Annotated in this window: 17 protein-coding genes; 14 read left to right on the plus strand and 3 right to left on the minus strand. The window is 67.6% G+C overall.

The window, feature by feature from the left end; genetic code table 11:
* Positions 1-4 precede the first annotated feature (4 nt).
* Positions 5-754 (minus strand): tetratricopeptide repeat protein, encoded by a 750-nt coding sequence (locus tag METRZ18153_RS0116960; RefSeq protein WP_020165866.1) that lies wholly within the window; start codon positions 752-754, stop codon positions 5-7.
* 275 nt (positions 755-1029) lie between these two features.
* Between METRZ18153_RS0116960 and METRZ18153_RS0116965 the strand changes: the two genes are divergently transcribed.
* The 14 genes from METRZ18153_RS0116965 to METRZ18153_RS0117030 all read left to right on the plus strand — a co-directional run bounded on the left by METRZ18153_RS0116965 (position 1030) and on the right by METRZ18153_RS0117030 (position 17545).
* Complete coding sequence (locus tag METRZ18153_RS0116965; protein ID WP_020165867.1) at positions 1030-2493, plus strand: lipopolysaccharide biosynthesis protein; 1464 nt, start codon at positions 1030-1032, stop codon at positions 2491-2493.
* Positions 2490-3275 carry a polysaccharide deacetylase family protein gene (locus tag METRZ18153_RS0116970; protein WP_020165868.1) on the plus strand — a complete coding sequence of 262 codons (786 nt, stop codon included), beginning with the start codon at positions 2490-2492 and terminating at the stop codon, positions 3273-3275. Before METRZ18153_RS0116965 ends, METRZ18153_RS0116970 begins: the two co-directional genes overlap by 4 nt.
* 6 nt (positions 3276-3281) lie before the next feature.
* On the plus strand, positions 3282-4832 hold the full coding sequence (locus METRZ18153_RS0116975) for an MBOAT family O-acyltransferase (RefSeq protein WP_020165869.1): 1551 nt from the start codon (positions 3282-3284) through the stop codon (positions 4830-4832).
* 5 nt (positions 4833-4837) lie between these two features.
* Complete coding sequence (locus METRZ18153_RS0116980) at positions 4838-5902, plus strand: hypothetical protein (protein WP_043363945.1); 1065 nt, start codon at positions 4838-4840, stop codon at positions 5900-5902.
* A 70-nt stretch (positions 5903-5972) separates the two neighbouring features.
* Positions 5973-6935 carry a glycosyltransferase family 2 protein gene (locus tag METRZ18153_RS0116985; protein WP_020165871.1) on the plus strand — a complete coding sequence of 321 codons (963 nt, stop codon included), beginning with the start codon at positions 5973-5975 and terminating at the stop codon, positions 6933-6935.
* Positions 6932-7876 (plus strand): glycosyltransferase, encoded by a 945-nt coding sequence (locus METRZ18153_RS0116990; RefSeq protein WP_020165872.1) that lies wholly within the window; start codon positions 6932-6934, stop codon positions 7874-7876. Before METRZ18153_RS0116985 ends, METRZ18153_RS0116990 begins: the two co-directional genes overlap by 4 nt.
* A 16-nt stretch (positions 7877-7892) precedes the next feature.
* Positions 7893-8792: a glycosyltransferase family 2 protein gene (locus tag METRZ18153_RS0116995; protein WP_020165873.1), complete on the plus strand. Its 900-nt coding sequence runs from the start codon at positions 7893-7895 to the stop codon at positions 8790-8792.
* A 10-nt stretch (positions 8793-8802) separates the two neighbouring features.
* Positions 8803-9753, plus strand: a complete 951-nt coding sequence (locus tag METRZ18153_RS0117000) for a sulfotransferase family protein (protein WP_020165874.1) — start codon at positions 8803-8805, stop codon at positions 9751-9753.
* The gene (locus tag METRZ18153_RS0117005; protein ID WP_020165875.1) at positions 9750-10643 is read left to right on the plus strand and encodes a glycosyltransferase family 2 protein; all 894 of its coding nucleotides are present in this window, start codon (positions 9750-9752) and stop codon (positions 10641-10643) included. The genes METRZ18153_RS0117000 and METRZ18153_RS0117005 overlap by 4 nt, the downstream gene beginning before the upstream one ends.
* A gap of 7 nt (positions 10644-10650) precedes the next feature.
* Positions 10651-11502, plus strand: a complete 852-nt coding sequence (locus METRZ18153_RS0117010; RefSeq protein WP_020165876.1) for a glycosyltransferase family 2 protein — start codon at positions 10651-10653, stop codon at positions 11500-11502.
* On the plus strand, positions 11499-13124 hold the full coding sequence (locus METRZ18153_RS0117015; RefSeq protein ID WP_020165877.1) for an asparagine synthetase B family protein: 1626 nt from the start codon (positions 11499-11501) through the stop codon (positions 13122-13124). The genes METRZ18153_RS0117010 and METRZ18153_RS0117015 overlap by 4 nt, the downstream gene beginning before the upstream one ends.
* A 99-nt stretch (positions 13125-13223) precedes the next feature.
* Positions 13224-14450, plus strand: coding sequence for a glycosyltransferase family 4 protein (locus METRZ18153_RS0117020; protein WP_020165878.1), 1227 nt, complete (start codon positions 13224-13226; stop codon positions 14448-14450).
* A gap of 55 nt (positions 14451-14505) precedes the next feature.
* Entirely contained in the window at positions 14506-16374 is a 1869-nt protein-coding gene (locus METRZ18153_RS0117025; protein WP_020165879.1) for an asparagine synthetase B family protein, read from the plus strand.
* Positions 16355-17545 (plus strand): glycosyltransferase family 4 protein, encoded by a 1191-nt coding sequence (locus METRZ18153_RS0117030; RefSeq protein ID WP_020165880.1) that lies wholly within the window; start codon positions 16355-16357, stop codon positions 17543-17545. Before METRZ18153_RS0117025 ends, METRZ18153_RS0117030 begins: the two co-directional genes overlap by 20 nt.
* A 14-nt stretch (positions 17546-17559) precedes the next feature.
* Here the strand turns inward: METRZ18153_RS0117030 and METRZ18153_RS0117035 are convergent, their stop codons facing one another.
* On the minus strand, positions 17560-18423 hold the full coding sequence (locus METRZ18153_RS0117035) for an ATP-grasp fold amidoligase family protein (RefSeq protein WP_020165881.1): 864 nt from the start codon (positions 18421-18423) through the stop codon (positions 17560-17562).
* A 16-nt stretch (positions 18424-18439) separates the two neighbouring features.
* Positions 18440-19795: a putative O-glycosylation ligase, exosortase A system-associated gene (locus tag METRZ18153_RS0117040; protein WP_020165882.1), complete on the minus strand. Its 1356-nt coding sequence runs from the start codon at positions 19793-19795 to the stop codon at positions 18440-18442.
* Positions 19796-19799 lie beyond the last annotated feature (4 nt).

Genomic DNA, 19799 nt, shown 5'->3' on the forward strand with positions numbered 1-19799 from the left:
ACGCTTACTCGGCCGCTGCGGGCGCCGGCTCAGCCGCGGGAGCAGTCGCCGCGCCCGGCTCCGCCGCGGGCGCCGACTCGGCGGCCGGCGCCGCTTCCGGCGCCGCTGCGCCCTCTGCGGCCGGCGGCGCTTCCGCCGGCTTGGGCTTGGGAACGGACACCACCTCGACCGCCGCCGGCTTGATTCCGGCCGCACGCATCTCGGCGATGCGCAGGTCTATCTTCTTGTTCTCGCCGCAGTACTCACTCGCCTGCAGCAGCACCGACAGCGCATCCGACTTCTTGCCCGCCTGGTAGTACATGTCACTCATCGCGACCCAGGCGTCGACCAGCTTTGGATTGAGCTTGAGCGCCTCGTAGAACTTCTGCCGTGCAATGTCGTACTCCCCGCGGAGCTGGTGGCCGCGGCCGAGATTCACGTAGGCGTCCGGTCGCAGGTAGAAGGTTCTTTCCGTGCTGTCGACGATGTAGTTGAAGTTGCCGACCACCGCATTGGCCATGAACTCGCGCTGCTGCTTGTTGTTCAGATTGGCGTAAGCCAGATTCAGCGCCTTCAGGCCGAAACAGAAGTGGTGGATGTGCAGGTAGTTCTTCGGGCCCAGCCGCTGGGTCCAGTAATCCACCAGTTCCTTCGGCTCGCGTTCGATGCGTGCGCGACAGAACGGCGGATACAGCGCAAAGTCCTGCTCCGTCCAGTTGGTGGTCTCATTTCTGCGCGCTGAGACATCTGCAGCGAACACGAACAGCGGGAGCATCCAGACAAGGTGCCGCCAGCGACGGGAGTTTGGGGATCGCAGGATCGACGGAAGCATGCAAGGTCTCTCCGGTGGGTCACAAGGTCGAACAGTAGACCACGCGAAGCGCGGCGCGAACAGCGACGCAGCTAACGCTTGGCTTCAGACCGGCAACGCTGGCCTGCGCCACGGCGTGACAGGGTGTGCAAGGCATCGACTCCGTCTGATGCGATACTTTCGCGCTCACTCCCGCCGCAGAGGCGGATCTTCCGGAACCTGCCCCTTCATTCGCCCGCATGGCCGCCAGTCACAGCTTCAGACACAGCGTCGGTTGGCTCTTCCTGGGCAACACCAGCATCCAGATACTCACCTTCGCCTTCGGCATCGTGCTGGCGCGCCTGCTCGCGCCGGCCGAGTTCGGCATGCTGGTGACGATACAGGTGTTCACCGGCCTGGCCGGTTTCGTGTCGGGCGGCGGCATGGGTCAGGCGCTGGTGCGCGCCAAGGAGGCCACGAAGCACGACTACGACGTGGTGTTCACGCTGCAGCTGCTGATCGGCATAGCGATCTACGCGGTGTTCTTCTGCGCCGCGCCCTGGTTCGCCCGCTGGTACGACACACCGCTGTACGAGCAGCTGCTGCGCGTGTCGGCGCTCACCTTCATCACGCGGCCGCTGGTCAATCTGCCGAACAGCATTCTGCACCGTGAAATGCGCTTCAAGGCGCAAACCGTCGCCCGCGTGCTCACGCTGTTCGTGGCCAGCGGCACCAGCATCGGGCTGGCCTTTGCCGGCTGGAGCGTGTGGAGTCTGGTGCTCGGCGGGCTCGCCGGCTCCTTCACCAACGCGCTGGCGCTGTCGCTGATCGCGCGCTGGCGGCCGGGCCTGAGCTTCGAGTTTTCGCGCGGGCGCGAACTGGCACGCTACGGCTTCCTGGTGTCGGTGAACGACATCGTGGTCTATCTGCGCAACCAGGCGTCGAACTTCGTGCTCGGCCGCACGCTGGGCATGAGCGCGGTCGGTCTGTTCAACAAGTCCGACAGTCTGGTGCGCATGCCCAATATGTTCATCGTCGGCTCGGTCTACCAGGTGCTGTTCCGGGCACTGGCACGCGAACAGCACGACGACGCGAAATCGCGCCACATGTTCCTGCACAGCATCCGTCTGGTCGCCGTCTATGCGGCGCCCTTCTATGTGCTGCTGCACCTGTTGGCCGCTCCGATGATGAACGTGCTGTACGGTGCCCGCTGGATCGAAGCCGCCGGTCCGCTGTCGCTGCTGGCCATTGCCAGCCCCTTCCTGATGATCGCCAACCTGTGCGGGGCCGTGCTGGCCGCGCGCAACTGGCTGCACCGTGAACTGAAGGTGCAGATCGCGTTGCTGCTGCTGACCGGGGGCGCCACGCTGGCGGGCCTCGAGTACGGACTGAACGGCGTCGCGGCGGCGCTGATCGTGGTCGCCGCCTACAACGCGACGCATATGTACTGGCTGGCGTCGCGCTGCCTGGGCACCCGCTGGCGCGAACTGCTCGGCGCGCTGACGCCGGCGCTGCTGTTGGCCGCATTGATGGTCGCCGTCGCGTTGCCGGTCGAGCACTACGCGCAGAACCTGCCGGAACTGCTGCACCTGATCGTCGTCGGCGGCTGCAGCGCGGCCGTCTACGGGCTGTGTTTCCTGTTCCTGCCGATCGCAGCGCTTGCCGGCGAGCAGCAGAAGTGGAAGGCAAAGATTCCCTTCCTGCGTGCGGAGCCGCGCAAATGAGCGATCCGGTCTCGCGCCTGCTGCTGCGCCGGGCCGGTGGGCACGGCCCCGTCATGCTGATGTACCACTCGGTGGCTGCGGGAAGCGGCCGGCCGGACTGGCCGTGGGCGGCGTCCATGCAGCAGTTCCGCGCGCAGATGGACATCCTGCAGGCAGGTGGCTGGGCGACGCCGACCATGGGCGAACTGCTGGCCGAGCCATCGCGCTGGCAGGGCCGGGTCGCCGTCATCACCTTCGACGACGGCTATGCGGACAATCTGGCCGCCTTCGATCTGCTGCGCGAACGGCAGATGCGTGCCACCTGCTTCATCGTGACCGGTTCGATCGGCGAAGCGCCACGCTGGAGCTCGACGAACCGCCCTCCGCTGACACTGCTCGACCGCGCGCAATTGCGTGCCCTCGCGGAATCGGGCATCGAGATCGGCTCGCACACGGTGAATCACCTGCGCCTGCCGGCGCTCGACGACAACGCATTGGCGAACGAGCTGCGCGATTCACGCGCAGCGCTGGAAGACATCACCGGCGCGCAGGTGCGCAGCTTCGCCTACCCCTACGGCGCCTGGGACGCACGCTGTGCCGCAGCCGTACGCGACGCGGGTTATGCCGGCGCCTGCACCACGCGCACCGGCTGGGCGCTGCGCGACGGTGACCCCTACAGCCTGCGCCGCCTGACGCTGTACAACTCGGACAACAGCGGCAGCTTCATGCGCAAGCTGGCGGCCGGCACCAACGACGTAGGCTGGCCGGCGACGATGCGCCGGCTTCTGCATAGAAAAGGCTGAGCCGGGATGCTGTTCAACTCGTGGGAATTCCTGCTTGTATTCCTGCCGTTGAGCTTCTCCGGTTTCTTCCTGCTCGCTCGCGCGAACCGCCGCATCGCCGCCGGCTGGCTGTTCATCGCGTCGCTCGCCTTCTACGGCTGGTGGGAGCCAATACACGTCCTGCTGCTGCTCGCCTCGATCGCCTTCAATTTCACGGTCGGTTCCGCCATCTCGTCGGCGCATGCGGCCGGCGCGATGGCACGCGCAAAGCGTCTGCTGTGGCTGGGCATCGTCGCCGACCTGGCGCTGCTGGGCTGGTTCAAGTACGCGAACTTCGTCGTGAACAGCGCGAACGCGGTCGGTGACTTCGGCTGGCAGCTCGAACACGTCGTGCTGCCGCTGGGCGTGTCCTTCTTCACCTTCACCCAGATCGCCTTCCTGGTCGACGCCTTCCGCGGCGAAGTGAAGGAACGCAACCCCATCCACTACGGCCTGTTCGTGACCTGGTTTCCGCACCTGATCGCCGGGCCGGTACTGCATCACAAGGAAATGATGCCGCAGTTCGCCGCTGCGGCGACCTACCGCTTCAGCTGGGAGAACGTCGCCGTCGGCGGCACGATGTTCGTCATCGGGCTGTTCAAGAAAGTGGTGCTGGCCGACGGCGTTGCGGTGTACGTGGCGCCGGTTTTTTCGGCCGCCGGCAATGGCGTGCAGCCCGGCATCATCGAAGCCTGGTGCGGCGCACTGGCCTACACGCTGCAGCTCTACTTCGACTTCTCCGGCTACTCCGACATGGCGATCGGCCTGTCGCGCATGTTCGGCGTGCGCCTGCCGCTGAATTTCGATTCGCCCTACAAGGCGGCCAACATGATCGAGTTCTGGCGGCGCTGGCACATGACGCTGTCGCGCTTCCTGCGCGATTACCTGTACTTCGCGCTGGGCGGCAACCGGCGAGGGCCGCTGCGCCGCTACGTCAACCTGCTGCTCACCATGGTGCTGGGCGGTCTGTGGCATGGCGCCGGCTGGACCTTCGTCGTCTGGGGCGCGCTGCACGGGCTCTATCTGTGCGTGAACCACGGCTGGCGGGCACTGCGCGCGCGCCTGTCCAGCCGCCCGGCCGGCAGCGCTGAACGCCTCGCCGGCGCGGCACTCACCTTCGTCGCCGTGGTGCTGGCCTGGGTGTTCTTCCGCGCCAGCGACTTCGATGCCGCCTGGCGGATGATGGCCGCGATGCGCGGCGAGGCAGCCTTGCAGGTGCCCGTCAACTGGCCGCTGGCCTGGCAGCTGACCGCCGCGCTGAAGGCAATCGGACTGAGCGCGACACAGGGCGTGCCGGTGACTGCCTTCGATCCGTCCGGTCACGCGCCGTTCTGGATCGCCGGCCTGCTCGCCATCGTCTGGCTGGCGCCCAATTCACAGCAGATCATGGCGCGCTTCGAGCCCGCGCTCGAACACGCACAGGCATCGAGGATCGCCTGGCGGCCGACCCGGCTGACGGCGATCTGCGCCGGCTGCGCCTTCGGCTTCGCGCTGCTGCACCTGAATCGCGTCAGCGAATTTCTCTACTTCCAGTTCTGACGCGCATGAGCCGACCGCCGATTTCCTTCCGCCGCTACATGGCCCTGACGGCACTCAGCGCGGCGGCAGTCTGCGCCATCGCCTTCGCCATCAATGCGGCGGTCGACCCGCTGTGGCATTTCGGCGGCAACCGCTTCACTGGCGTCAATCCGCATTTCAACGAACGCCTGTCCAAGATCAACCTGCTGCAGCGCCGGATGGCCGATTACGACTGCCTGATCTTCGGCAGCTCACGCGGCACGCTGATGCCGGGTGACGCCTTCGCGCCGCACCGCTGCTTCAACCTGTCCTTCGCGAGCGGGCAGATCGAGGAATTCATCGCCTACGCCGACTACCTGCGCCATCTCGGCATGCGGCCGAAGCTCGTCGTGGTCGGCGTCGATGGCTTCAACTTCCTGCGCGAAGGGCGTGATCCGCCGTCGATTCCCGATTTCGTCCGCGAACTGCGCGCGCCGCCCGGCGTGCTGGCCGACTACCTGTCGGCCGGCAGCCTCGCGCTGTCCTGGCAGGCGCTGACCCAGCCCGGCACGCCGCGCTACTACGACCGCAATTTCGACTGCGTCATCCGCGCCGATGCCCCCGCCTTCGACCCGGCGCGCTTCCGCAGCGCGGAAGGCCTGCAGCGCAACGACGCCCGGCGCCGCCAGTCGATTCCGTTCGACAGCGCCAACTCGCGCCTGTACGGCGAACTGGCGAAGCGCTTTCCGGACGCCCGCGTGCTCGCCTACGTGCCGCCGGTCAGCGCCTGGCGCATCGACGAAATGGAGCGCAACGGCCTGCTCGACGGCTATCTCGACGCGCTGTACGCGACCGCCGGGCACTTCCCGCGCCTGATCGACTTTTCGCTGCCCGGCGAGCGGACAGCCCGCACCGACAACACCTACGACGGCTCGCACTACGCGGTGGCGGTGAACCGCGACATGGCCGCACAACTGATGTCGGAGGGGGCGCCCGCCTGGGGCGTCGAGGTCACCGGCGCGGGCCGTGACGTATACCAGCGCCGTTATCGGCAAGCGCTGCTAGCATTCCGGGACGCTCAAGAGTTTCGCGCATCCGCCCACCTACCGTGACCACCGCCGTCCGACCGTCCCTCGCCCCTTCCGCAACCCTGCCTCCTTCAGCCCAGCGGAGCAGCGCGGCGTGACGCCTGCCATCTCCATCGTCATGCCGTGCTACAACGGCGCCCGTCACCTCGCCCAGAGCGTGGCCAGCGTTCAGGCGCAGACGCGCGGCGACTGGGAACTGATCATCGTCGACGACGGCTCGCGCGACGACTCCTGGCAGGTCATGCAGGCACTGGCCAACGCTGACCCGCGCATCGTGCCGCTGCAACAGACGAACGCCGGCGCGGCCGCCGCGCGCAATACCGGGCTGGCGCGGGCGCGCGGTCGCCTGCTGGCCTTCCTCGACTCGGACGACACCTGGCACCCGGAATTCCTCGAACGCATGTCGGCCGCGCTGGCCGGCCGCGAAGACGAAGCACTCGCCTACTGCGGCTGGCAGAACATCGGCGTCGGCCGCGAGGGCAGCAAGCCCTTCGTGCCGCCCGACTACGAGACACCGGACAAGGTCGAAGCACTGCTCGGCGGCTGCCGCTGGCCCATCCACGGCGCCATGCTCGGCATGGCGGCGATACGCCGCCACGGCGCCTTCGACACCGCGCTCAGTTCGTGCATGGATTACGACCTGTGGCTGCGGCTGGGCAGCGTGCTGCCTCTGGTGCGTGTCCCCGAGGTGCTGGCCTTCTACCACTTCCACGACGGCGAGCAGATCACCAAGAACCGCTCGCGCATCGCCTTCAACCATCTGCGCGCGCAGCGCAAGTTCCTCGCCGCCAACCCGGACATTGCCGACCGTCTGGGCCGGCACAAGGTACGCGACATCACCGACGGCGAACTGCTGCACCGCGCCTACACCAGCTACTGGAAGGGCGACCTGCTGACCGCGCGTCCACTGTTCCGCGCCGTCATGAAGAGCGGCTATGGCGGCGCAAAGGACTGGCTCTACATGTTGCCCGCCCTGCTGCCGCTGCCGCTGCACCGCCTGTTGCTGAACACCCGGCGCCGCCCGAATGCGGCAGATACCCGGAGCAAGTCGTCATGATCAGTTTCGCCTTCTGTACCTACAACCGCTCGGACCGGCTGGAGGCGCTGGTTGCCGCGATGCGCGCGCAGCAGTGTGCCGAGCCGTTCGAAATCCTCGTCATCAACAACAACAGCTGCGACGACACGCTGGCCGTGCTCGAACGTCTGGCCGCCCAGCCGGGCGTGCCGCTGCGCTACGTGACCGAATCGACCCAGGGCATCGTGCCAGCGCGCAACCGCGGCCTGGCCGAAGCGATGGACAGTGACATCCTGATCTACATGGACGACGACGAACTGCCGCATCCCGGGCTGGTCGAGGCGGCGCGGCACGCCATCCGCGAAGAAGGCGCGCAGTGCGCCGGCGGCCGCGTCGAGGTGAGCTTCGCGCCGGGCCAGCGCCCGCGCTGGCTGGAGAACAATCTGCTCGGCTTCCTCGCCGAGGTGAATCACGGCCCGGATGCGTTCTGGATCAAGGACGACACGACGCCGGTGTGGACCGCCAACGTCGCCTACGACATGCGCATCTTCCGCGAGGATCCGACCCTGCGCTTCGACAAGCGCTTCGACCGCGTCGGCAACGTGATAGGCGGCGGATCCGACGCGGTCATGTTCCGCGCCCTGCTCGAACGCAAGCTGAAGCTGCGCTATCGGCCGGACATGGTGGTCGACCATTTCGTCGAGACCTGGCGCCTGAAACGCAGCTACTTCCTGCGTCTGCATTACCGCGGCGGCCTGCGCTTCGGCGAACATCGGATGGAACGCGCGCCGAAGGAACTGTTCGGGGTACCGCCCTTCCTGCTGCGGCAGCTGCTGTCGCACACGGCACGCTGGCTGCGCATGTGGGTGACCGCTCAACCCGGCGCGCTGCGCCAGGGCATGAACGCGGCGCACACCTTCGGCATGCTGCGCGGCTACCGCCGCCGCGGCCGCAGCGGCGCGCCGCAAGGCAGCGCCGTCTGAGGCTTCGCGCTGCGCAATGCCGTCACTGACCATACTGATCTGCACGCATAACCGCCGCACGCTGCTGGCAAAGGCGCTGGCTTCGCTCGACGCGGCACGCCGGCCAGCGGGCTGGACGGTGCGCATCATGGTCATGGCAAACGCCTGCAGCGACGACACGCTGGACTGGCTGGCAACGCGCCAGCACGGCCTGCCACTGCTCGCCGACCACGAGCCAACGCCAGGCAAGTCGCACGCGCTGAACCGCGCGCTGACACGCATCGACAGCGACTGCATCGCCTTCGTCGACGACGACCACCGGGTCGATGCAGGCTATATCGAGGCGGTGTGCGCGGCGTTCGACCGCCATCCGGATGCCGCCCTGCTGTGCGGCCGCATCCTGCCCGACTGGGACGGCAGCGAGCCGGCATGGGCACGCGATACCGGGCCCTACCGCGTCTATCCGCTGCCGGTGCCGCGCTTCGATCTCGGCGACGAAGGCATGGAAGTACCGGTTGGCAGGGCGGTGCCCGGCGGCGGCAATCTGGCGGTGCGAACCGAGTGGGCGACCCGCATCGGCCGCTTCTCGACCGAACTGGGCCCGCAAGGACACGACCTCGGTGGCGCCGAGGACTTCGACTGGGTGACCCGCGGGCTGGCGATGGGCGCACGTCTCGTGTACGTACCCGACATGATCCAGTACCACTATGTCGATGGCGCGCGACTGCGCACCGGCTATGTCGTGCGCAAGGCCTTCATCCGCTCGTCGTCGGTCGCCCACGTCGAAGGCATCCGGCCGGCCGCCTACATGCTGCGCAAGGCGCTGGGCTATCTCGGCGCACTGGCGACCTCGCTGTCGTCCGACCGCCGCCGTCACTATCTCGTGCGTCTGGCCGCCTCGCTCGGCGAGTTGCACGGCGCGCTGAAGAATCGCTGAACGGACCCCGATGCTGAACAAACTGGCCAAGCTGCGCGATCCCGACATCGTCGCCAAGAACATCGTCGAACTGCAGCGCGACGCGCGCGGCCTGTGGTGGGACCTGACCCGCCCGACGCCGCAGCCGCCGGTCTTCCTGGTCGGCTGTTCGCGTTCCGGCACCACGGTCACCTTCGAAACCATAGGCGCGTCGAAACAGCTGGTGAACCTCGGTTTCGAAATCCCGCAGTTCTGGAACGAGCTGTACGGTCCGCTCAACAACGGCTGGCATTCGGAAGCCGCCGGCGCCGAACACGCGAAGCCCGAACACCGCGACGCCGCGCTGCGCTTCTTCTACCGCCGGCTGGGCGGTGGCCGCGTGCTCGACAAGACCTGCATCAACGTGATGCGCATCGGCTATCTGCACGCGCTGTTCCCGGAAGCGAAGTTCGTGTTCATCCAGCGCGACGGCCGCGACAACATCAGTTCGATGATCGATGGCTGGCGGCTCGGCCGCACCGACGGCGACTTCCATCTGTCGCAGTTCCTCGGCGACTTCCCGGAGCCGGTGGCGATCAATGGCGGCGAGTACACCGACTGGGCCTTCTTCCTCGCGCCCGGCTGGCAGGCCTACAACCACGCGCCGATCGAGGAGGTGTGCGCCTTCCAGTGGATCAGCGCCAACCAGCTCGCGCTCGACGCCGCAGCCGCGCTGCCGGCCGACCGCTGGATACATCTGCGCTACGAGGACCTGTTCGAGCGGCCGGTCGACATGTTCCGCGACGTCTATGCGCGGCTCGACCTCGATTTCACGACGGACATCGAACAGCGCTGCCGCACGCTGGACCAGCGGCCGACCAGCATCGTCAAGGGCAAGCCGGCGAGGGCGAAGTGGAAGCAGCAGAACCCGGAACTGATCGAGCGCATCCTCGACCGCATCGCGCCGATGCAGACCCGCCTCGGCTACGACACCGGCGCATGAGCACGCCGCGCGTCAGCATCGTCATGCCGGCGTACAACTGCGCCTGGTGCATAGACCGCGCGATCGATTCGGTACAGGCGCAGACCTTCACCGATTTCGAACTGATCGTCGTAGACGACGGCAGCACCGACGACACGCCCACCCTGCTCGCCCGCCGCGGCGACGCGCTGCGCGTGATCCGTCAGGACAACGCCGGCATGTCGGCCGCGCGCAACACCGGCATTGCCGCCGCACGCGGCGAATTCATCGCCTTTCTCGACAGCGACGACTGGTGGCGCCCGCACAAGCTCGCGCAGCAGGTTGCACTGCTCGACGCGGAACCCGACATCGGCTTCTGCTCGCACGCTACCGAACTGCAGTCGCCGGAGGGCGTCAAGGTCGGCGAATGGGACGGCCCGCCGGATGCCGGGAACCTCGTGGCACGCATACTCGGCGGTCACTCGGCGGTGGCCGGCGGCGCGTCGTCGGTAATGGTCAGGCGCGCGCTCCTCGAGCGCACCGGCGGCTTCGACGCCCGTCTGCGCGGCGCCGAAGACACCGATCAGTGGGTGCGCCTCGCCGCCGCCGGCCGCTACGCCTGCCTGCCCGATCTGCAGGTCGTGGTGACGCGCAATCCCGGCAGCGTCAGCCGCAACCGCGAGGCGATGCGCCGCGGCGCCCTCGACTGCCTGGACAAGAACCGCGCGCTGCTGCCTGTGGCGCAGCAGTCCGCCTTCTGGCGCAGCTGCCGTGCCAGCGTGCTGGCCGACTATGCCAAGTGGCGCTACCGCGACGGCGAGCGCGCGGCCGCGCTGCGCGATCTCGCACAGGCCTTCGCACTGGCACCGCTGGCGCGCGGCCGTCTCATCCTGTCACTGGCGCTGGCCATGCTGACCGGCCGCCCGATCTGACGCTGCCATGCTGAGCGTCGTCATCCCGGCGCACAACGCGGCCCGCTGGATCGCCGATGCGGTCGCCAGCGTGCAGGCCCAGCCGCTGTCGTCCGCACCCGACATCATCGTCGTCGCCAACCACTGCAGCGACAACACCTCGGACATCGCCCGCGCGGCCGGTGCCCGCGTCATCGACAGCCCGGCGCCCGGACCCGCCGCCGCACGCAATGCCGGCGTAGCCGCGGGCAGCGGCGAGTTCGTCGCCTTCCTCGACGCCGACGACCTGTGGCCGGCCGACAGCCTGCCAGCGCGACTCGCGCTGCTGGAAGCGACGCCCGATGCGGCGATGGTGTTCGGCGACTGCCGCCAGTTCGACGACGCCGGCGACGGCACGACTCGGCCACACGCACGGACGCTGTTCGAGCAGGGCGGTCTGGACACCAATTTCTTTGGCGACGCGGCGCGGGTGATCGATCCGCTCGACAAGCTGCTCGACGCCGACTTCGTCACTACCGGCAGCGTCGTGATGCGACGCCACGCCTTCGAGGCGCTCGGCGGTTTCGACAGCTCGCTCGCGCTGGTCGAGGATCTCGACCTGTGGCTGCGCTGCGCCGCACGTTTCCCGCTGCTGTGGCATCCGGGCCTGGCGCTGCTGCGCCGCCGTCATGACAGCAATCTGTCGCGCGACACCACGGCGATGCAGTATGCCTATATCGACGTGCTTGGCCGCCTCGCGCAATGGCCGCAGGCACAGCATCTCAAGGCGCGCATCGATGCGCTGCGCCGGCGCGAACTGCGCTCGCTGGCGCGACAATCCCTGTCCGCCGGTCACCCGCTGAGCGCGCTGCGTCAGTGGCTCAGGGCGGTATCGACATGAACGCGACGGCGCACGGACGTTTCGATCCGCGCAGCGGCCAACTGACGCTGTCGCCGGAATGGTCCCGGCCGTCTGCGGCAGCGGCGGATCTGCATCTCGCCGGCGAACTGTTCCGCGGCCAGACGCTGAACGACCCGCTGCGTGACGGCGTCGCGCCGGACGCCGACGGCCGTTACGCGCTGGTCGCCTGCGACAGCGCACAACGTCGCCTGCTGCTGGCGCGCGACCCGGCCGGCTCGGTGTCACTGTTCTGGCACCGCGACGCGCAGGGCTGCCTGCATTTCGCCACCGGTCTCGACACCCTGCTCGCCCGGTTGCCGACCCGGCCCGGCATGTCGCCGCGCGGACTCGACGAGTTCCTGCGCTTTCTCGACATCGCTGCGCCGAACACGATTCATGACGGCGTCTATGCGCTCGAAGCGGGTGCGGCGCTGTTGTTCGACAGCGACGGCGTACGCGCGCTGCCGCATGCGACAGCGCCGCCTTTGCCGGCCAGCTACGACGCGGCCTGCGACGACATCCACGACCGTCTGCTGGCCGCCATCGCTCGCCGGCTGGACGGCGCGCGCGCGCCGGCCACCTTCCTCAGCGGCGGCGTCGATTCGGCCCTGCTGTGTGCGCTGGCCCGGCACGGCGGTCACGCGATCGAAGCGTGGTCGGTCGGCTTCGACGACGCAACGCTGGACGAATCCGCCACCGCGGCGCGCATCGCCGACCACCTCGGCCTGCGCCACCACGTGCTGCGCCCCGACTTCGACGCACTGGAAGCCGTGTTCGAGCGGGCGCACGCGCAGGCCGAACAGCCCTACTGCGACCCCGCCGGCATGCCGACGCGGCTGCTGTACGAGGCATGCGCGCAGCAGTCCGACCGCGCGCTCGACGGCACCGGCGCCGAAGCACTGGCCGGACTGATGCCGGCGCGCTGGCGACGCATCGCCCACGATCACGTGGCCCGCGTCCCGGCGCCGCTGCGCCGCGCCATCGCCGGCACCGTGCAGGCACTGCCGCTGATCGACGGCTACGCGCGGATGTTCCGCTTCGACGTGGCGCAGGACCTGTTCATCCGCTGGAACGGCTTCAACACCGCCGACATCGCCCGCCTGACCGGTCGCGCGGCTGATCTGTCCGGTACCCGCTTCTACCGCGAGCACGCGGCGCTGGCCGGCAGTTCGCATCTGCAGCGCCTGTCGGTGCTGCAGGGCGAGGCGCAGCCGGACGACCGCATCCGTCAGGCCGCGCTGGCGACCGGCTTGCGTGTCGAGCACCCGTTCGGCGCCGCCGACGTCAGCCGCCTGCTGCAAGCGATGCCGGAGGCGTGGTGCTGGCAGGCAGGACGCGAAAAACGGCTGTTGCGCGACCTGCTGGCGCGGCACGTGCCCGAGGCGATCTGGGATACACCGAAGCGCGGCTTCAATATCGACCTCGTCGCGCTGCTGCGCGGCCACGACCATCGCATGGTGCGACGCCATCTGGGCGACGCGGGCGCCATCGAACGAACCGGCCTCGATCCGGCAGAAGTGGTCCGCTGGCGCGATCGCTTCATCGCCGGAGACGTAGGCGCCGCCCACCGCGTATGGGGGCTGATCAACCTCGCGGCGTGGCGGGCGCGGCACGACAGCTGACCGGGCGAACACCCTGCAGTGCGGCATCTTCCCTCGTCGCCGGGGCACAGGCTCGGCTACAGTAGGCGCCCATTACGCACCCGACCGCCTCCGGCCCGCATGAGCCTGCACAGCGCATCGAGCACACCGTCCCAGCAGGACCTCACGCCCGCCAGTCTGGCTGCGGCGCGGCCGCTGCGCGTGCTCATGTACTCGACCTATTTCCCGCCCGAGTTCAGCGGCGCGGCGCAGCAGGCGCTGATGCTGGCGCGGCAGTTGCGGAGGATCGGCCATCATGTCGAATTCGTGACGGTACGCTGGCGCGACCTGCCCGAGCACGACACGGTGGATGGCTTCCCGGTCACCCGCCTGTATGCCGGGCGCGGCGTGAAGCATCGCGAACTGCGGCTGTGGGCCAATCTGTGCGCCTATGTATGGCGCCGCCGCCACGAGTTCGACGTGCTGCACAGCCATGGCGCCTATTACACGAACGCCATCGTCGGTCCGCTGGCGCGTGCCGCCGGTCTGAAGTCCATCGTCAAGGCCAGTCTGGCCAACGACGATCTGCACGACATCGGCCGCACGCTGAGCGGTCGGCTGCACCGAGCGCTGCTGCGGCAGGTCGACGCCTGCGTCGCGATCAGCCGCGATCTGGTACGCGAATTCAACGACTGCGGACTGCCGGCCGAGCGCATTCACTATCTGCCGAACGGCGTCGACACCGCACTCTTTCACCCGGCCGACGCCGACGCCCGCACGGCGCTGCGCAGTGAGCTCGGGCTGCCGGCCGACGTGCCGGTGGCGCTGTACGCCGGTGTGATGGACGCGCGCAAGAACATCGAATGGCTGGCCACGCAGTGGGTGCAGCAGGACGCCTTCGGCACTGGCGCGCTGCTGGTCGCCGTCGGCCCGCAGAGCCGTGAGGACCCGAACGGCGAACTGATCGCCCGCCTCAACGCACTCGGCAGGCAGGCACCACAGCGTTTCATGCTGCGGCCGCGCAGTGCCGACGTCGAGCGCTATCTGCGCGCCGCCGACCTGCTGGTGCTGCCGTCGCATCGCGAAGGCCTGCCCAACGTGGTACTGGAAGCGATGGCCAGCGGCCTGCCCTGCGTCGCGGCCGACGTGAGCGGCACCCGCGATCTGGTGCAGCATGGCCGCACCGGTTACACCTATTCGCCGGATGATCCGCAGGCGCTGGCGCTGGCCGTCTGCAGCGGCCTGTCACCGGCCGGCCGCGCCTTGGGCGAGAACGGCCGGCGCATCGCCGAAGAGCAGTTCTCGCTTAACAGCGTCGCACAGGGATACAGCCGGCTGTATGACCGCCTGGTTGGAGCACAACGATGAAGACGTACCGCGCAAACGGCACCGGCGAGTGCGTCCGCACTGAAAAGGAAGAACGATGAGCAAGATCTGCGGCTGGCTTGACGGCCCGAATCCGCCCAATGCACCGCTCGACGATCGCACCGGGCTGATCGGCAGCATGGCCGAGCGGCTGGGTGGTCTGTCCGATGCCGGCGTGCAGTTCCGTCTCGGCGGCCGCGCCGCGGTGGCGGTGCGCGCCCGTCCCGGCGATACGGAAGTGTGCAAGGACGGCGACCTGCTGCTGGCGCTGGCCGGCAAGCCGTCGTGGGCGGACGCCGACCTCGCCGCGCGCGCCGCGCACACTGGCATGGCGCAGTCCCTGCTGCAGGCCTGGCGCGAGCGCGGCCCGGCATTGCTCGAATCGCTGCACGGACGCTTCTCGCTCGCGCTGGTCGACGGCGCGCGGCACGAAGCATTGCTCGCCATCGATCGCGTCGGCGCGCAGGAGCTGTGCTACGCGCTGCGCGGCAGCACGCTGGTGTTCGGTGCAACGACCGACGCGGTGACGGCGCACCCGGCGGTGCGCCCGGCGATCGATCCGCAGTCGCTGTACGACTACCTCTACTGCCACATGGTGCCAGCACCGGCCACCATCTACCGCGACGTATTCAAGCTGCTGCCGGCGCAATACGTGCATCTGCGCGACGGCGCTCTGCGCACCGGCTTCTACTGGAGCATGCCCTACGCCGACGACACGCCCGACGACTACGCCCGCTACGCGGCGCAGTTCCGCGAACTGCTCGAAGCGTCGGTGCGCGACGCGACCACCCGCGACAGCGTCGGCGCCTTTCTCAGCGGCGGCACCGACAGTTCGACCGTCGCCGGCATGATGGCCCGTGTTGCCGGTCGAGGCCCAGACACCTATTCCATTGGCTTCGACGCCGACGGCTTCGACGAGATGGAATTTGCGCGCATCGCCGCCGGTCATTTCGGCTGCACCGCCCACGAGTACTACGTCACCCCGGCCGACGTTGCCGAAGCGATCCCGAAGATCGCCGCCATCTACGACGAACCCTTCGGCAACGCTTCGGCGGTGCCGACCTATTTCTGCGCCCGCATGGCGCGCGCCGACGGCCGCACGCTGATGCTGGCCGGCGACGGTGGCGACGAGATCTTCGGTGGCAATGCGCGCTATGCAGATCAGGAAGTGTTCGAGCGCTACGGCCGTGTGCCGGCGCCGCTGCGCGCGCTGCTGAATGGCGTGCTCGGCCATCTGCCCGACGCACTGGCGGTCGGCGTGCTGCGCAAGGGTCGCAACTACGTGCAGCGCGCGAGCATTCCGCTGCCGGACCGGATGGAAGTGTTCAACCACGTCGAACGCGAGGGCGCATCGCGCATCCTGCCCGAGCGGCTGCTGCGCGGCATCGACCCGGATCACCCGCGCGCGATCGCGCGCGAGGTATACGGCCGCACGCGCTCGCAGGCGATGGTCAACCGCATGATGCATCTGGACCTGAAGCAGACGCTGGCCGACAGCGATCTGCGCAAGGTGTCGCGCATGTGCGAACTGGCCGACATCGAGGTGCATTACCCGCTGCTCGACGAGCGGCTGCTGGACTTCTCGGCCATGCTGCCGGCCGACTACAAGGTGCGCAATGGCCAGCTGCGCTGGTTCTTCAAGGACGCACTGAAGGACTTCCTGCCGCAGGCGACGATCACCAAATCCAAGCACGGCTTCGGTCTGCCCTTCGGCCTGTGGATGCAGCAGGACCCGCAGCTCAGCCGCATGGCACACGACGCGCTGGACGCGCTGGCGCAGCGCGGCGTCGTGCAGCCCGCCTTCGTCAAGCATCTGCTGGAGCGCCACCGCAGCGAACACGCCTCCTACTATGGCGTGATGATCTGGGTGCTGATGATGCTCGAACACTGGCTGGCCGCGCATCCGAATGCGCGACTGGACGGGTGAGGCGATGAACACGCCCGACGCACGATTCCTGGTCATCACCGAACTGTTCCAGCCCACCAAGGGCGGGACGGCGGTGTGGTTCGACGAGGTGTACCGCCGCATGGGCGGCGCCGGCACGCACATCCTGACCGCCGACGTGCCGGGTGCGGAAGAGCACGACCGCGCCAGCCCGAACACCATCCATCGTCTCGGGCTCAAGCGCTATCCGTGGCTGAGGCCGGAATCCCTTCCGGTCTATCTGGAGTTCTTCCTGAAGACGCTGAGCGTGGGCTGGCGTCATCCGGTCACCCAGATCCACGCTGGCCGCGTGCTGCCCGAAGGTCTGGTCGCCGTGCGCGCAGGCAGATTTCTGCGTCTGCCGGTCGTCATCTACGCGCACGGCGAGGAAATCACCACCTGGCGCCAGCCGCGTCGGGTCAAGGCGATGCGCGAGGCGTATTGCGGCGCGCAGCTGGTAATCGCCAACAGCGAATTCACCCGCGGTCTTCTGCTCGACATGGGCGTGCAGCCTGAACGTGTGGTCATCATCAATCCGGGTGTGGACACCGAGCGCTTCCGCCCGGGGCTGGATGGCTCGAAGCTGCGCGCCTCGCTCGGCCTGAAGCCGGAAGCCAAACTCATCCTGTCGGTCGGCCGGCTGTCGCGGCGCAAGGGTTTCGACTACGTGATGCAGTCGGTGCCGGAACTGGTGCGCCGCGGGCTGGACGTGCATCACGCGGTGATCGGCAAGGGCGAGGACGCCGAGTATCTTGCCGGCATCCGCGCCGCGTCGGAAATGCCGGAACGCATCCACCTGCTCGGCGGCGTCAGCGCCGACGATCTGCCGCTGTGGTACGCGGCAAGCGATCTGTTCGCGATGCCCAACCGCGACATCGGTGCCGACACCGAAGGTTTCGGCATGGTCTATATCGAGGCGGCGGCCTGCGGCCGGACCTCGCTGACCGGCATGGCCGGCGGCACCGGCTCGGCCGTGCTCGACGGCGAAACCGGCCTGCGCTGCGACGGCAATTCACTGCCCGCGGTGACTGAAGCGCTGTTCACGCTGCTCGACCCGGCAACCGGCTTCGGTGCGGCCTGCGCCGCCCGTGCCGAAACGCGGGCACATCGGGATTTCTCTTGGGCGGCGGTGATGCGGCAGACGGTGGAACACACACGCGACCTGAAACGCTGATACCGAGCCGCTGATCAGTTCGCCTGTTGCCAGAAGCGCCCGACGGTCAGGTCCCATTCGTCCGGACGGAAGCGCATGCGACCACCCAGCGGCGTGAAGGTCATTTCGCCGAAATAGACCTGTCCGTGCACGTTGTACAGATCGACGCGGACGAAATCGAAACCTTCGGCGAGACGGGCGCCGACTTCGAGCAGCCGGTCGAGATTGGCCGGGCGCGGCATGTCGAAGTCCTTCTGGTTGTCGCGGTAGCGGAAGGGCAGCAATGTCCAGTCGCGATCGTAGAAGGCGTTGATGCCATGCCGGCAGTCGTCGACCTGCACGAGCTGCGGCACGCCGTCAAAACACCACAGCTTGTAATCCAGAGGGCCGTTTTCCTGACCATCGTCGAGATAGGCCTCGATCACGACGCGCGGCTTGATCTTCGCGTAGTGATACTCGTGGTCGATCCAGTAGTAGTCCTTGCCCAGCCACTCCGTCAGCCGCGCGATGATTTCATCGCGGTCGAACGCGCCGTCGATCAGGATGTTGCCGCCGGAGCCATTGTTCGTCTTGATGACGCACTTCGGCGGCAGGCGGTCGAAAGGAATGCGCCGCGGGTCGGTGCCCGACCAGATCAGATCGACCAGATGAGCGTCGCCAACCTTCTCGCGCACATAGTCGCGCACCGCGAACTTGTCGCTGAGGCGTGAATAGAGTGCATTGCCGCGCCTGTTCACGACCAGCATGCGCTGCAGCACCTTTTCGGTGAAGCGCTCGACGCGTGCCGGGTCGAATGGGCGCCCGTGCACCTTCTGATAGCGCTTCATCAGTTGCGCTTCGCCGATCGCGCGTCTGTTCAGACGTCGGCGCAGGGTGCGCCAGGCCTCCATCAGATCCATGCAGGGACTCCCGTTCTCAACCCGGAGCACCGGGCTGGGCCGGTTGCGGTTTCGGCTTCCAGGGCCACAGCCGTGGAATGCGGCCGCCGGCGAACAGACCGGCCGGCCGCGCGCGAGCCCAGTCGGCGTCGGGCAGGCCCGAGATGCGCCGGCGGATCAGCCAGGTCGTGGCGACGACGATCACGATGAGGGTGTAGTAGTAATCGAAATAGGCCAGACCGAGGAAGAGGCCGGCGGTCGCGTAGGCGATGAGACTCACCTGGACCATGCGCATCATGTCCGCCACCCAGGCGATGTCGGGCATCTTGCGCGCCCGGCGGGCGCTCCAGCCTGCACTGAGCCAGGTGCACAGCCCCAGGGCAAAGAACAGCCCGAGCCCGATGTAACCGTGTTCGCCCAGCACTTCGAACACGACGCTGTGAACGTCGCGCACGTTCGTCGGATCAGGTGCATACATCGCGAATACCTGTCGCTTCCAGCACTCGAAACCGCCGCCGAAGATGCGGTCGTTCGCCATGTTGAAGCTGGTCCACCAGGCGTTGACCCGCCCCTGTGCAGACTTGTCCTCCTCGTGCGTCTCGATCGTACCCATGCGGTCGTACCAGGACTGAGGCATGAAGTTGGCGATCGCGTAGCCGGTCACGGCCAGCAGGATGGCGGTTTGTATCTTCTTGCGACTGTTCAGCCAGATAAAGACCGTCATCGACGCCATGCCCAGCAGCGCGCCACGCGATTGCGTGCCGATCGCCGCAAAGGCGGTCAGCACCACCCAGGTGGTCAGGAAGGCCTTGAGCAGCGGATTGGCCGCCCGCGAACGCATGAAGTAGAGCAGCGGCACCGTCATCGCCAGCGCCAGACCGATCTCGTTATTGCCGCCGATGAAGGTGCCTTGCGGACCCTGCACGCGGAACACGCCGCCGCGCAGGATGGTGAAGATGCCGCCCTTGAAGCCGTAGAAGCCGATGGACGCTGCCGACACCCAGACCAGCGCCTCGATGCGGTCGAAACTGCGCATCATCATCAGGGCGACGAAAATCATCAGCTGGATCTTCAGCACCTTGTCCAACTGGATCTGCGCATCGGCCGGGTAGATCGCCTGCGTCGTCGTGATGCACATCCAGATGACGAACATCGCGAGAATGATGCTCTCCCGCGTCCAGATGATCTTCTTGATCTCTTTCGAGAACATCAGCGACACCAGCGTGGTCAGCGCCACGATCATCGCGAACGGAAAGCTCAGCGAAAAACCATAGGCCAGCCGGTGCGGGTTCATCAGGCTGAGCCAAGTGAATACAAGGATGCCTATCCACGGCGAGCGCAGGATGAAGGGCAGCATGCCGAATACGGCAATGGTGACGACGATGTCACGCACGGCG

This window comes from Methyloversatilis discipulorum (assembly GCF_000385375.1).
Lineage (GTDB): Bacteria > Pseudomonadota > Gammaproteobacteria > Burkholderiales > Rhodocyclaceae > Methyloversatilis > Methyloversatilis discipulorum_A.

Excerpts from the sequence above, each read along its gene's own strand:
- METRZ18153_RS0116970 (WP_020165868.1), top strand. The coding sequence starts at position 2,490 with ATGAGCGATCCGGTCTCGCGCCTGCTGCTGCGCCGGGCCGGTGGGCAC.
- METRZ18153_RS0117030 (WP_020165880.1), top strand. The coding sequence starts at position 16,355 with ATGCGCGACTGGACGGGTGAGGCGATGAACACGCCCGACGCACGATTC.
- METRZ18153_RS0116975 (WP_020165869.1), top strand. The coding sequence starts at position 3,282 with ATGCTGTTCAACTCGTGGGAATTCCTGCTTGTATTCCTGCCGTTGAGC.
- METRZ18153_RS0117035 (WP_020165881.1), bottom strand. The coding sequence starts at position 18,423 with ATGGATCTGATGGAGGCCTGGCGCACCCTGCGCCGACGTCTGAACAGA.
- METRZ18153_RS0116965 (WP_020165867.1), top strand. The coding sequence starts at position 1,030 with ATGGCCGCCAGTCACAGCTTCAGACACAGCGTCGGTTGGCTCTTCCTG.
- METRZ18153_RS0117025 (WP_020165879.1), top strand. The coding sequence starts at position 14,506 with ATGAGCAAGATCTGCGGCTGGCTTGACGGCCCGAATCCGCCCAATGCA.
- METRZ18153_RS0117020 (WP_020165878.1), top strand. The coding sequence starts at position 13,224 with ATGAGCCTGCACAGCGCATCGAGCACACCGTCCCAGCAGGACCTCACG.
- METRZ18153_RS0117010 (WP_020165876.1), top strand. The coding sequence starts at position 10,651 with ATGCTGAGCGTCGTCATCCCGGCGCACAACGCGGCCCGCTGGATCGCC.
- METRZ18153_RS0116995 (WP_020165873.1), top strand. The coding sequence starts at position 7,893 with ATGCCGTCACTGACCATACTGATCTGCACGCATAACCGCCGCACGCTG.
- METRZ18153_RS0116980 (WP_043363945.1), top strand. The coding sequence starts at position 4,838 with ATGAGCCGACCGCCGATTTCCTTCCGCCGCTACATGGCCCTGACGGCA.
- METRZ18153_RS0116960 (WP_020165866.1), bottom strand. The coding sequence starts at position 754 with ATGCTCCCGCTGTTCGTGTTCGCTGCAGATGTCTCAGCGCGCAGAAAT.
- METRZ18153_RS0116990 (WP_020165872.1), top strand. The coding sequence starts at position 6,932 with ATGATCAGTTTCGCCTTCTGTACCTACAACCGCTCGGACCGGCTGGAG.
- METRZ18153_RS0117015 (WP_020165877.1), top strand. The coding sequence starts at position 11,499 with ATGAACGCGACGGCGCACGGACGTTTCGATCCGCGCAGCGGCCAACTG.
- METRZ18153_RS0117000 (WP_020165874.1), top strand. The coding sequence starts at position 8,803 with ATGCTGAACAAACTGGCCAAGCTGCGCGATCCCGACATCGTCGCCAAG.
- METRZ18153_RS0117005 (WP_020165875.1), top strand. The coding sequence starts at position 9,750 with ATGAGCACGCCGCGCGTCAGCATCGTCATGCCGGCGTACAACTGCGCC.